This window comes from Abiotrophia sp. (assembly GCF_057275535.1).
Map to the genome: position 1 here is coordinate 110,177 of NZ_DBHIRJ010000006.1, position 13,081 is coordinate 123,257.

The 13,081-nt window shown below is 46.3% G+C and carries 11 protein-coding genes; all 11 read right to left on the reverse strand.

Going from position 1 to position 13,081, the window contains the following annotated elements:
* Positions 1–23: 23 nt before the first annotated feature.
* Entirely contained in the window at positions 24–1,859 is a 1,836-nt protein-coding gene (gene typA / locus ACO53F_RS06205) for a translational GTPase TypA (RefSeq protein ID WP_303885560.1), read from the reverse strand.
* A complete protein-coding gene (locus ACO53F_RS06210) occupies positions 1,846–2,658 on the reverse strand; it encodes an inositol monophosphatase family protein (RefSeq protein WP_315025482.1) in 813 nt (270 codons plus the stop codon). The genes typA and ACO53F_RS06210 overlap by 14 nt, the downstream gene beginning before the upstream one ends.
* Positions 2,645–2,956 (reverse strand): UPF0223 family protein, encoded by a 312-nt coding sequence (locus ACO53F_RS06215; RefSeq protein WP_485137746.1) that lies wholly within the window; start codon positions 2,954–2,956, stop codon positions 2,645–2,647. The genes ACO53F_RS06210 and ACO53F_RS06215 overlap by 14 nt, the downstream gene beginning before the upstream one ends.
* A gap of 214 nt (positions 2,957–3,170) precedes the next feature.
* Positions 3,171–3,791, reverse strand: coding sequence for an orotate phosphoribosyltransferase (gene pyrE, locus ACO53F_RS06220; RefSeq protein WP_485137747.1), 621 nt, complete (start codon positions 3,789–3,791; stop codon positions 3,171–3,173).
* A gap of 15 nt (positions 3,792–3,806) precedes the next feature.
* The gene (pyrF, locus tag ACO53F_RS06225) at positions 3,807–4,520 is read right to left on the reverse strand and encodes an orotidine-5'-phosphate decarboxylase (RefSeq protein ID WP_485137748.1); all 714 of its coding nucleotides are present in this window, start codon (positions 4,518–4,520) and stop codon (positions 3,807–3,809) included.
* Positions 4,521–4,546: 26 nt separating this feature from the next.
* Positions 4,547–7,726, reverse strand: a complete 3,180-nt coding sequence (gene carB / locus ACO53F_RS06230; RefSeq protein WP_485137749.1) for a carbamoyl-phosphate synthase large subunit — start codon at positions 7,724–7,726, stop codon at positions 4,547–4,549.
* 12 nt (positions 7,727–7,738) lie between these two features.
* Positions 7,739–8,839, reverse strand: coding sequence for a glutamine-hydrolyzing carbamoyl-phosphate synthase small subunit (carA, locus tag ACO53F_RS06235; RefSeq protein WP_485137750.1), 1,101 nt, complete (start codon positions 8,837–8,839; stop codon positions 7,739–7,741).
* A gap of 27 nt (positions 8,840–8,866) precedes the next feature.
* The gene (locus tag ACO53F_RS06240; RefSeq protein WP_485137788.1) at positions 8,867–10,147 is read right to left on the reverse strand and encodes a dihydroorotase; all 1,281 of its coding nucleotides are present in this window, start codon (positions 10,145–10,147) and stop codon (positions 8,867–8,869) included.
* Positions 10,148–10,167: 20 nt separating this feature from the next.
* Positions 10,168–11,049 (reverse strand): aspartate carbamoyltransferase catalytic subunit, encoded by an 882-nt coding sequence (locus tag ACO53F_RS06245; RefSeq protein WP_485137751.1) that lies wholly within the window; start codon positions 11,047–11,049, stop codon positions 10,168–10,170.
* 155 nt (positions 11,050–11,204) lie between these two features.
* Positions 11,205–11,729, reverse strand: coding sequence for a bifunctional pyr operon transcriptional regulator/uracil phosphoribosyltransferase PyrR (pyrR, locus tag ACO53F_RS06250; protein WP_485137752.1), 525 nt, complete (start codon positions 11,727–11,729; stop codon positions 11,205–11,207).
* A gap of 187 nt (positions 11,730–11,916) precedes the next feature.
* Entirely contained in the window at positions 11,917–12,876 is a 960-nt protein-coding gene (locus ACO53F_RS06255; RefSeq protein WP_485137753.1) for an LPXTG cell wall anchor domain-containing protein, read from the reverse strand.
* Positions 12,877–13,081 lie beyond the last annotated feature (205 nt).

The following is a 13,081-nucleotide window of genomic DNA, read 5'->3' on the forward strand; positions in this document are numbered from 1 at the left end:
GCTGCCCTTGAACTACTTAGCTCTTAGGCCTTCTTGGCTTTCTTGGTTTCGCGTTCACGTGCGCCCTTGTCAAGGATTTGCTTACGTAAACGAACGCTCTCAGGTGTTACTTCACAGTATTCATCATCATCCATGAACTCTAAGGATTCTTCTAGAGTTAGGATACGTGGACGTTTAATAACCGCGGTTTGGTCTTTGGTTGCTGAACGAATGTTAGTTAATTGTTTAGCCTTGGTGATATTAACAGTTAAGTCGTTCTCACGGTTATGTTCCCCAATAATCATCCCACCGTAGACTTCAGTCCCTGGGTTCACAAAAATAGTCCCACGATCTTCTAAGTTCATAATCCCATAAGTAGTGGCTTGTCCTGCCTCAAGGGCAACCAAGGCACCGTTACGGCGGTTCCCAATATTGGAATCAATAACAGGTTGATAGTCATCAAAACTATGGTTCATAATCCCATAACCACGTGTCATGGATAAAAATTCAGTAGAAAAACCAATTAAACCACGCGCTGGTACAGAGAAGACCATACGAATTTGACCATTACCTGTGGTTACCATATCCGCCATTTCAGCCTTACGTTGACCCAAGGCTTCAATAATCGCCCCCATGTATTCTTCAGGTGTATCAATTTGAACGCGTTCAAATGGCTCACAAGTCTTGCCATCGATTTCCTTAAGGATTACCTTAGGACGTGATACTTGGAACTCATAACCTTGACGACGCATGTTCTCAATCAAGATAGCCAAGTGTAATTCCCCACGGCCAGACACGATAAAGGCATCTGGTGAGTCGGTTGGATCCACGCGCAAGGATACGTCTGTTTGCAATTCTTGCATGAGGCGATCTTGGAGGTTACGTGAAGTTACGTACTTCCCTTCTTTACCAGCAAATGGTGAGTTGTTGGTTAAGAAAGTCATTTGTAAGGTTGGCTCGTCAATGTGGAGAATTGGCAGGGCTTCAGGGTTTGCTGCATCTGCTACGGTCTCCCCGACAAAGATATCTTCCATACCTGATAAGGCAATCAAGTCCCCTGCCTTAGCCTCGTTAATTTCCACACGATCTAAACCAAAGAAACCAAACATCTTGGTAATACGGAAGTTCTTACTAGTACCGTCAACCTTCATAAGGGTCACGTTGTCGCCGACTTTCATCTTCCCGCGGAAGATACGTCCAATCCCGATACGCCCTACATATTCGTTATAGTCTAAGAGGGAAACTTGGAATTGTAATGGTTGGTCAGAGTTATCAACTGGCGCTGGCACATGTTCAATAACAGCATCAAAGATGGCATCCATAGAAGGCTCTTGGTCTGCTGGATTGTCAGATAAACTAGACGTCCCGTTAAGGGCTGAAGCATATACTACAGGGAATTCCAATTGATCGTCGTCTGCCCCTAATTCAATGAAGAGTTCTAGGACTTCATCCACCACTTCTTCTGGGCGAGCAGAAGGCTTGTCAATCTTGTTGACTACGACAATCGGTACTAAGTGTTGTTCTAAGGCTTTCTTCAAGACAAAGCGTGTTTGTGGCATGGTCCCTTCATAGGCATCCACCACCAGAATAACCCCATCAACCATTTTCATGATACGTTCTACTTCGCCACCAAAGTCCGCGTGACCTGGGGTGTCCAAGATATTGATACGGGTCCCCTTGTAATCTACGGCAGTGTTTTTGGCCAAGATGGTAATCCCACGTTCTTTTTCAATGTCGTTAGAGTCCATGGCACGCTCATCTAATTTAGCACGCTCATCGAGGGTGTTGGACTGTTTGAGCAACTCGTCAACCAGTGTGGTTTTACCATGGTCGACGTGGGCAATAATGGCAATATTTCGGATATCGTTACGCGTATTCATTAATTTCTCCTAACTGATCTTTTTCTTCTGCTAAAACGCGAATGACTTCTTCATGGACAGTGTCATGCGCGAAAATGATAGGACTAGCTGACAAAATGGATAAGGCCGATCCGTCTGGCTTAGTTGCCTTGAAGCCCATAGCCTCACAAATGGCCCAACCAGCAGCAAAGTCCCAAGGACTTAATTTGAAACTTAGGTAAACAGCTGCCTCCCCACGAATGACTTCGATCACTTCAAGCGCAGCAGAACCGTGCGCCCGAACGCCTAAGACATTTTCTAAGAGGCGTTGACTATTGCAACGATTTTGGGTAAACATCGCTACGTTCCCTACTGCTAGAGAATCTTGCAGGCGGTCAATCTTAAGTGGCACCAGCGGTTGGCCGTTGAGGGTAGCGCCTTGGCCCACAATCCCCGCATAAAGGTCATGTTTCATGACATCGTAAATGTAGCCAGCTAATGGCTTACCATCTTGGAAAATCCCTATCAGAATTCCAAAGTTGTTCTTCTGCTTAACGAAGTTAAGGGTGCCATCAATGGGATCAATGACCCATACAATACCGGCCAAGTCTTCCGTTCCCTGACTCATGCCTTCTTCGCCAATGATGCGATGGTCTGGAAAATGACTGGTAATCTTATCAACAAAGTAAGCCTCTGTCGCCTTATCCATTTCCGTAACCAAGTCGCTGGCCCCTGTCTTCTGATCCACTTGAAGGGACCGTTTGAGTGATTGCCGTAAATTCTCAGCGGCTTCTTCTAGCCAGGCTAAGACATGGGCATGAACTGTCTTAAAATCTTCCATTTGAACCTCCTATGTTAATACGCACTACAGGGTTGTCCGCCGAGGAATCCTTAAGAGACTTCATTTGCTGAACGACCTGGTAGATAGAATATCCACTAGCTGACTGAAAAGCTCGATCGAGTCGCTTCTCTTCGCCAATACTAGTCACTATTTGCTTGAAGGATTGATAACGTGGCCACAGAGAATTGAATTTGACTCCCCCCTGGTAGACCGCTTCTACCGCTGATAGAAAGTCGATGACCGTGATTATTTCCTCTGTCGTCCAATCTGGGTTCAGAGGGTATTCAAACTGTGTCATACACGTTCCTCCATTCAAAACACTCTAACTATTATCATACCCTATTTTGACCAAAAAATAAAAGGTAAACTTCATCGTCAACGCTTACAGAACATAATTTGTTATCATTTGGCCTAGTCGCTAGATTATTGTAGCTTAATATACGAATTTTATATAGCTCCCCTCTCATAATTAAAAAGCCGAGTTGGATGTCAACTCGGCTTTTTATATGAGTTTAGTTACCTAAAGTTTGGCGCCATTCAAGAAGCGAGGCCACATCATCTTGTGCGATATAGTCAGCTTCCAAGGCAGCCTCAATTAAGACGTCATAATTAGTTAGGGTATGGTAGCTTACTCCAGCTTGAGCAAAGGCCTGCTGAGCCTTGGTCAACTCATAAGAGAAGATGGCAACAACCCCTAGCACTTGACAGCCTGCCTCTTTTAGGGCTTGAGCCACCTTGAGCGAGGATAAGCCAGTCGAAATCAAATCTTCCACTATGACCACCTTGGCTCCCGTCGTCAAGTGCCCTTCAATCTGGTTGGTCTTACCATGCTTCTTAGCTGAGTCCCGTACATAAACCATGGGCAAATCCAGCAAATCGCTGACCCAAGCAGCGTGGGGAATACCAGCGGTTGCTGTCCCCGCTACTACTTGGACCTGAGGATAATGTTCCTTAATCACCAGACTTAAAGCCTGGGCAATCTTACGACGGACTGACGGATAGGACATGGTCAGGCGATTGTCACAGTAGATTGGCGATTGAATACCTGATGTCCATGTAAAGTACTGGTGGGGCTGCAAGGCGACCGCTTTAATGGCTAATAATTCTTGGGCGATTTCTTTTGCACTGGTCATGAAAATCCTCCTATCTTACTTCAAAAAGCTCTGACAAATGCCATCATATACGGCGACCGGGTCACTAGCCAGGGTAATCGGCCGTCCGACCACAATATGGCTTGAGCCTAGTTGACGAGCAACTTCCGGTGTGGCGATGCGTTTTTGGTCCTGACTAGGACCTCCCGCCAAACGTATGCCCGGCGTGACAATGGCAAAGTCCTGGCCACAAGCCTCCCGAATAAGTGGTGCCTCATGAACCGAGGCAACGACTCCATCCAAACCCGCTTCCTTGGTCAACTGGGCGTAATGACAGACACTGGTTACTAGGTCTACTGGAATCAATTGTTGGGCCTGCATTTGTTCTTGAGAGGTAGAGGTTAACTGGGTTACAGCGATGGCCAAAGTTTCAGGGCTGCCTCCATCAAGCAAGCCTTGCTTGGCAGCTTCCAGCATTTCCTTACCACCTGCAGCATGAAAATTGAGCATGTCGACTTTGAACTGGGCCAAACCCTTGCTTGCTCCATAAACTGTATTGGGAATGTCATGTAGCTTGAGGTCAAGGAAGATGCGATGCCCTCTCTCCTTGAGAGCAGATAAGACTTGTGGCCCATTTTGTAGATAGAGTTCCAGCCCAACCTTAACGTAGAGCTGGTCTTGGCCACTAAAGGGTGCCAAAAATGCCAGGGTTTCTTCTAAATTTTTGAAGTCTAGTGCGACGATGACATCGCTAGAAAATGTTCGATTCATAGTTCCTCCTTATGGATCAAGTTCGACTAAGCCAAAGGCGTGATATGGAAAGAGGTGGATTCTAGCACCTTCAAGAGGGCCATACTGGTATCTAAAGAGGTGAAGCAGACGATTTCTTGCTCACTGGCTACCCGGCGAATCTTAAAGCCATCCTTGGTGACATCTTTATCCTTAGAAGTAGTGTTAATGACTAGGTCTACTTGTCCTTGATAGATGGCATCTAAGACATTGTGACCTTGGCTACCAATTTTGCCTACAGAAGCTACTTTAAGTCCTGCCTGGCTTAAGTAATCAGCAGTACCTGGGGTAGCCAAGAGATTGAAGCCCAAGTCACTAAAGCGACGTGCTAATTCTAAGGCTTCCGCCTTGTCTTCGTTAGCCACTGTGAAGAGGATAGTGCCTTGATCTTTGACCTGGACACCGGCAGCCACTAGGCCTTTGTAGAGGGATTTTTCCAGGGTTAAGTCGCTACCCATGACTTCCCCGGTTGACTTCATTTCTGGCCCTAAGGCAGTATCAACATCCTTGAGTTTTTGGAAGCTAAAGACTGGCACCTTGGTGTAAACAGCAGACGGTTCAGTCAGCAAGCCAGTCTGGTAGCCTAGGTCACTTAAGGATTGGCCTAAAATAGCTTGCATGGCTAATTGTGCCATAGGGACGCCTGTAATCTTGCTGAGGAATGGGACAGTGCGTGAACTACGTGGGTTCACTTCCAAGACATAGAGTTCGCCCTTGCTAAGCACATACTGGATATTAAGTAGGCCTACAATGTTAAGACCCTTAGCTAGGCGAATGGTATAGTCGACCAGCTGCTCCTTCTGAGCCTGACTTAAGGTCTGAGGTGGGTAAACGGCGATGGAGTCACCTGAGTGGACCCCTGCCCGCTCAATATGTTCCATAATGCCCGGAATGACTACTGTTTGGCCATCACAAATGGCATCGACTTCGATTTCTTGACCGATGAGGTAACGGTCTGTTAGGACAGGATGTTCCGGCGATACCCGCACAGCTGTCTCCATGTAACGACGCAAATCAGCTTCTTCATAGACGATTTCCATGGCGCGACCGCCCAAGACATAGGAAGGTCGTACCAAGACTGGATAGCCAATGGACGCCGCGTTAGCAACGGCAGTTTCTGTATCTGAAGCTGTCTTACCTAAAGGTTGTGGGATATCTAATTCATGCAAGAGCTGCTCGAACTTATCCCGGTTTTCAGCCTTGTCAATTTCTTCCAGACTAGTTCCAAGGATTTTGACCCCATGTCTTTGTAGTTTATCGGCTAGGTTAATGGCAGTCTGACCACCAAATTGCACGACCACCCCCAAAGGCTGCTCGTGATTCAAGATCGCCATGACATCTTCTTCAGTTAGCGGTTCAAAGTAGAGTTTGTCAGAAATGGTAAAGTCGGTTGAGACGGTTTCTGGGTTGTTGTTGATAATAATGGCTTCGTAACCCGCTGCCTTAATGGCTAGTACAGCATGGACAGTCGCGTAGTCAAATTCTACCCCTTGACCGATACGGATTGGACCAGAGCCTAGCACCACGATTTTAGGTTTGTCCGTCACGATGGATTCATTCTCTGCTTCATAGCTGGAATAGAAATAAGGAGTTGAAGACTCGAATTCGGCCGCACAGGTATCCACCATCTTGAAGACAGGCGTGATGCCCGCCTCTTGACGAAGCTGATAGACTGCTGCCTCTGTGGTCTGCCAACGGTGGGCAATGATTTTATCAGAGAAACCGTATCGTTTAGCATAAGCTAAGAGATTGAGGTCATGCGGATGAGCCTTGAGTTCATGTTCCAGATCAATAATATGTTGCATCTTATCAAGGAAGAAGCGGTCTATTTTGGTCATGTCATGAATCTGATCAAGGCTGACGCCCCGTCTCAGGGCTTCACCAATGAAGAAGAGGCGTTCATCACTACCCGCTTGGACCTTTTCCATGATTTCTTCCAAACTAAAGCTATCGCCATTAGGCAGGCCCAAGTGGTGGACGCCGTATTCTAGCGAGCGGATAGCCTTCAGTAAAGACTCCTCATAGGTCCGCCCCATAGCCATAACCTCACCCGTTGCCTTCATTTGAGTGCCTAACTTACGGTCGGCACGTTCGAATTTATCAAAAGGAAAACGTGGAATCTTGCTGACCACATAGTCTAGACTAGGCTCAAAGCAGGCATAAGAATTCTGGGTGACAGGATTGAGAATTTCATCCAAGGTTAATCCAACGGCAATCTTAGCAGCAATCTTAGCAATCGGGTAACCGGTCGCCTTAGACGCTAGGGCCGAAGAACGAGATACGCGCGGATTCACTTCAATGATATAGTAGTTAAAAGAATCTGGGTCCAAGGCTAATTGGACATTACAGCCCCCTTCTATCTTGAGGGCCCGAATAATCTTAAGGGACACATCGCGCAACATGTGATACTCGCGGTCAGTCAGAGTCTGCGATGGGGCCACCACGACTGAATCCCCGGTATGAATCCCTACAGGGTCAATGTTTTCCATGTTGCAGACGACAATGGCAGTATCATTGGCATCACGCATGACTTCATACTCGATTTCCTTATAACCTGCGATGGATTTTTCTAGCAAACATTGGGTTACAGGCGAATAATGGAGACCTGAAGAAACTATTTCATCTAAATCCTGATCATTATAACAAATACCGCCACCAGTCCCCCCCATGGTAAAGGCTGGACGGACAATAACTGGATAGCCAATTTGTGCCACAAAATCTCGAGCTTGATCTAAGTTGGTAACAATTTCTGATTCAGGCACCGGCTCTCCCAATTCCTGCATGAGCTGACGGAAGAGCTGGCGGTCTTCTGCTTGCTCGATGGAGGCTAGTTTGGTTCCTAGTAATTCGACACCGTATTGGTCCAAGACTCCCTGGCGATGCAATTGAACGGCTAAGTTAAGCCCAACTTGGCCACCGAGGGTTGGTAACAAGGCGTCTGGTCGTTCCTTACGGATGATTTTGCTGACGAATTCTAGTGTGAGTGGCTCCATATAAACCTTATCGGCAATCTGACGGTCGGTCATAATGGTGGCTGGATTGGAGTTAACTAGGATAACTTGGTAGCCTTCTTCCTTCAAGGAAAGGCAAGCCTGAGTCCCGGCATAATCGAATTCTGCCGCCTGTCCAATTGTAATGGGACCCGACCCAATAACCAGAATTGTTTGAATATCTTGACGTTTTGGCATGATAGGACTCCTTTACTTGTGGTGACGAGACTGAGCTTGGAAGGCTTTCATATTCTCAATAAACTGATCAAAGAGATAATTAGGATCATGAGGTCCTGGCGATGCTTCGGGATGATATTGAACTGAGAAAACTGGGTAGAATTTATGTCGAACGCCTTCGCAGGTGCGGTCATTGACTGACAAATGAGTTAATTCTAAGTCTGTATCTGCCAATGAGTCAATATCTACACTGTAACCATGGTTTTGCGAAGTCAAGTCTACCTTGCCTGTCAAGAGGTTCTTAACAGGATGATTAGCTCCACGATGGCCAAATTTGAGCTTGTAGGTCTTGGCTCCTGCTGCCAAACTAATCAGTTGATGGCCCATGCAAATACCAAAAATTGGTAGCTTGTCCATGATTTGGCCAATCATGGCAATGGTCTCTGGCACATCTTCAGGGTCGCCAGGTCCATTAGAGAGCATGACGCCATCAGGTTGAAGACGTAAAACTTCCTGAGCGCTAATATTATGAGGCACCACGACAATGTCACAGTTACGCTCATTAAGCTCACGCAGAATACCTGACTTCATACCCAAATCAACTAGGACCACTCGATAGCCCTTTCCTGACGACAGGAAGGCCTTAGAAGTGGACACTTGGGCAATTTGGTCCCTAGCCAGTTCAGTCTTTCTAAGCTGCTCTAGTACTTGTTCTGGGTCTTGAGATAAGTCAGTAATAATCCCCTTAATAGTCCCATATTGGCGAATCTTTCTAGTCAGACTGCGGGTATCAATGCCCCAAATCCCTGGGATATCGAGTTCTTTGAGTGCTTGATCTAAGGACATTTGGCTACGGAAGTTGGAAGGCTTTTGACAAACTTCTCGGACTACCAGTCCCTTGATAGAGGGATTAATGGTCTCAAAGTCATCTCGGTTAATGCCATAATTACCAATTAAGGGATAGGTAAAGGTGACAATTTGTCCATTGTAGGAAGGGTCTGACAGTGTTTCTTGGTATCCAGTCATGGCGGTATTGAAGACGACTTCCCCTAACATAGCCCGGTCAGCACCAAAGCCATAGCCCTTGTAGATGGTTCCATCTTCTAGAATCAGCTGTTTATCATATCTGTACATATGCTCGCTCCTTGTCTTACTAAGCTCTTAGGCAAAAAATGCGTAATCTTGATAGGCGATGCGACCTTGGCTAATGGTCAGGATAGGCCAGCCATAGACTTCTTGACCGGCATATGGCGTATTACGCCCTTTGGACAAGAAATTCTCAGGGTCGATACTTGCTACCTTGTCTAAATCGATAACGACCAGATCAGCAGGCTGACCTACGGCTAAATTTCCATATGGTAGGTCAAAGATTTTTGCCACATTAGTCGACATCTTGTCCAAGAGAAATTCTAGGGACATAATGCCTGGTTTGACAAAGTGGGTATAGAGCTGGCTAAAGGCTGTCTCAGACCCTACAATACCAAAGGCCGCCTCCTGCATTGGCAAGTCTTTCTCTGACAGAGCATGAGGCGCATGGTCAGTGGCGATAATGTCGATGGTGCCATCTAAGAGGCCAGCAATTAGGGCTCGGCGATCCTCAGCTGCGCGCAGGGGTGGATTCATTTTCCAGAAGCCATGGTTGTGGGGAATATTACCCTCGTCACTCAGTAAATGATGGGGGCAAACTTCGCAGGTCACCTTAATACCGTTGGCCTTTGCCTCACGAACCAGGCGAACGGATTCCTTGGTCGATACATGGCAGACATGATAGTGACAACCTGCCGCTTCAGCCAAGAGAATGTCGCGGGCAATCTGAACTGATTCGCAAACAGATGGAATACCCGGCAGACCTAGTTCCCGACTACGGCAGCCACAGTGCATACAGCCACCCCGAATTAAGGAATTGTCCTCGCAATGAGCCACAATGGCTTTGTTAAGGCGGGCCGCAACACACATGGATTCATACATCATATTAGCATTTTGGACCCCACGCCCGTCATCACTAAAGGCAAAAACATGTTGAGCTAACTCGTCAAACTGAGCATAGTCCTCCCCTAGCTCCCCTTTGGTAATGGCACCGTAAGGAATAGCCCGAATAATCGAATCGCGCGCAATAATGTCTAGCTGTGGCTTAAGGTGGTCATAGGAATCGGGTACCGGATTGAGGTTGGGCATGGGCATGGCCGTGGTGAAACCACCGCGTGCAGCCGCTCTGGAAGCATGGTAGATATTTTCCTTATATTCAAAGCCTGGTTCCCGCCAGTGGACATGGACATCAATAAAACCCGGTGCTAGGAGTTTACCTTTAAGGTCAAATACTTGATCAGCAGTAGCAGTGAGCTCCTTGTCCATGGCAAAAATCTTGTCCCCATCAATCAGGATTTCGACAGGCTCTAAATGCCCCTTGACCAGACGACGACCATTTTTGAGTAATAGCATGATGTGACTTCCTTTCTATCTTGTTAGAGGGCATTATCGGCAATCATTTTTTCCAGAATAGCCTGGCGCATAAAGCGGCCATTGGTCATCTGGGTGAAAATACGAGATTGAGGAGCTTCCACCAGTTCAGAGGCAATCTCCATGTCCCGGTTGACTGGTGCTGGATGCATGACAATAGCCTCTGGCTTGAGGGCTCGATAGCGAGCTGGTGTTAGGCCATAACTGGCATGATAGTCGGCCTGACTTAAGGCCACTTGCTCCTGATGGCGTTCAAATTGGACGCGTAATAGCATGCAGGCATCGACTTGGTCAATGACCTGGTCGAAGTCGACCATTTGCCCCAAAGTCGGGTCTGCAAAGACTTGAGGTCCCACAAATTGAACCTTGGCACCTAAGCGAGTCAGCATGTGATAGTTGCTTCGGGCAACTCGAGAGTTTTTGATATCACCTGCTATAACGACTTCAAGTCCTTCTATGCGGCCAAAATGCTCATAGAGGGTCATCAAATCTAACAAGCATTGGCTTGGATGCTCCCCACTGCCATCACCGCCACTAACTATAGGAATATTCAAGCCCTCTAATTCCTGATAGTAAGCTTCTTGGCTATGGCGAATGACCAAGATGTTGCAGCCAATCGCTTCAAGCGTCTTGCAGGTATCATAGAGGGTCTCACCCTTGTTAACTGAAGAAGTTGAAGCGTCAAAATTCAGGACCTGTAAGCCTAACTTCATTTGAGCCACCTCAAAACTGTGCTTGGTCCGGGTCGAGTTTTCGAAGAAAAGATTGGCCGCTATGAGGTCGGGGCGTTGAATGGGACTGGCTCCTGCCTTGAGTTCTAAGGCTCTTTGAATAAGGTCATAGACCTCTTCCTTGCTTAAATCTGACATCTTTACTAAGTTTCGCATACGTCTCCTCCTTATCATGCTATCAAACTATAAGAAAAAACCACCTAATAGTCGAGCTATCAGGTGGTTGACTTATGAGCGTCTTATTATCACCTAACAAGACCCTTAAGTTTTCCTCTTGATAGCCTCTCTGGACTAGCTTAAAAAGTCAAATCTTAAGTGAGTAGAATTTCTTCAGTCCCATCCACTTCTTGCAGACAGACATGGACATTCTCCTCTTGCGCAGTGGGAATGTTCTTACCAATAAAGTCTGCCCGAATGGGAAGCTCGCGGTGGCCGCGGTCCACCATAATGGCCAAACGAATGACCTGGGGACGGCTAACGTCGAGGATGGCATCCATAGCGGCACGCACAGTACGGCCTGTATAGAGGACATCATCCACAATGACCACAGTCTTGTCAGTTAAATTGTGAGTAAAAGAAAGATGTTGTATTTGCGGGTCAGCATGATTCTTAACCAAATCATCTCGATAAAATTGAATATCGATGTGTTCTACACCCACTTGAACCTGGGTGATGGTGGCTAGTTTCTCCTGCAGGCGATCAGCCAGATTAGCCCCTCGAGTCTTAATACCAACCAAGACCACTTGATGAATATCGGTCCGCTCATTGATTTCATGCGCCATGCGGGTCAGCATGCGATTGATTTGGTTAGCATCGAATAAAACACGTCGTTTCATAGTCACTTCTCCATCTAGACAAAATCGTCGACATGGCCATCTCTAAGCTGGCCTGAGCACCTTGGAAACCTCACGGGATTTCTTTAAAAATTCGGATTTTGCCCCTAAATTGCTACTAGTATACCCTTAAAGCCTGCCAGTGTCAATTAAATAAGTAAAAAAGCCCCCTAAAAAGGGAGCTTTCTTTCTATTGCTTTCGTGTTTTCTTGTAGCCGAATAGAACAGCTACACCAGCAATTACCAAGACTAGAGCTAGTAACCAACCAAAGTTGGATTCTTCACCTGTCTTAGGTAAGGCTTTCTTCTGAACCACGGGTGCTTGAGAAGCTTCAGAGCGGGATTCAGACTGGCTGTTGGCTGCTGTCTTATTAGGGTCTGGTTTCTTCTCATTGGTATTTTGTTTATTAGCCAGAGGCTTGCTGCTTTCATTAGCTTTTGATTCTGAAACAACACTATAGGCAACATCTTGACTAGCTGTATTGCTGCGGCTGTTTTCATTAGGTTTAGCCCCAACTTCATTGCCGCTAGACTTCTCAACCGTTACTGGCTTATTAATTTCACTACCACTTGCTTGACTAGAGCTGGACTCATTACTTTGGTTAGGCTTAACTGGTTTGCTAGTGCTAGCCACACTTGCTTCACTGCTTGATTCAGCTGCTGGCGCATTTGGTGTAATGGCAGTAGGCACAGAATTGGTCGCATTCTCCCAAGCTTCACGCATTTGACGCTCAGGTTCGTATTGAGGCATCTCAATCACATTACGAACGCCCGGTTCTGTCTCAGCCTTGATGCCCAAGTTTTTCAAAACATCCGCTTCCGTAGTGTAAACCATAATATCTGCTGTATAAGCTGATAGGTTACCTTTAGAAGTTGAGTACTCTGTTAAGTAACTAGATACCTTGAGGTTAAAGCGCTTTGGATCCATCATAATGCCCCGTTGGTTGAACCAGTCAACAGTTTGGATAATAGAGGCATCCTTAGAAGAGTGGGTCAAGAAGTTTACTTCTTGAACAAATTCTCCCGAATATAAGTCATAGATGCTGTATTTTAAGATAGCGTTCAAGCTCTCTGCCTGAGCTGCGAAAGCTGGTACTAGAATAGTCGCAAATAATAGTAAGGTCGCGATTATTTTTTTGAATGATCTCATCATCGTTTCCCCCTTGAGTGGATTCTCGAATCTCGTTACACTCATTATACATCTATTACAAATCAATTACAAGCTTTTAGGTCATGAATCCGGCTTTTTTTTCATAAAAAAGCTGTCACTTTAAGCAGCTAAGCCCTTTCACAACTATTTAAGAAAAGAGCTGGAGTCTTGCCCCAGCTCTTACCAATATATCATATATGATATA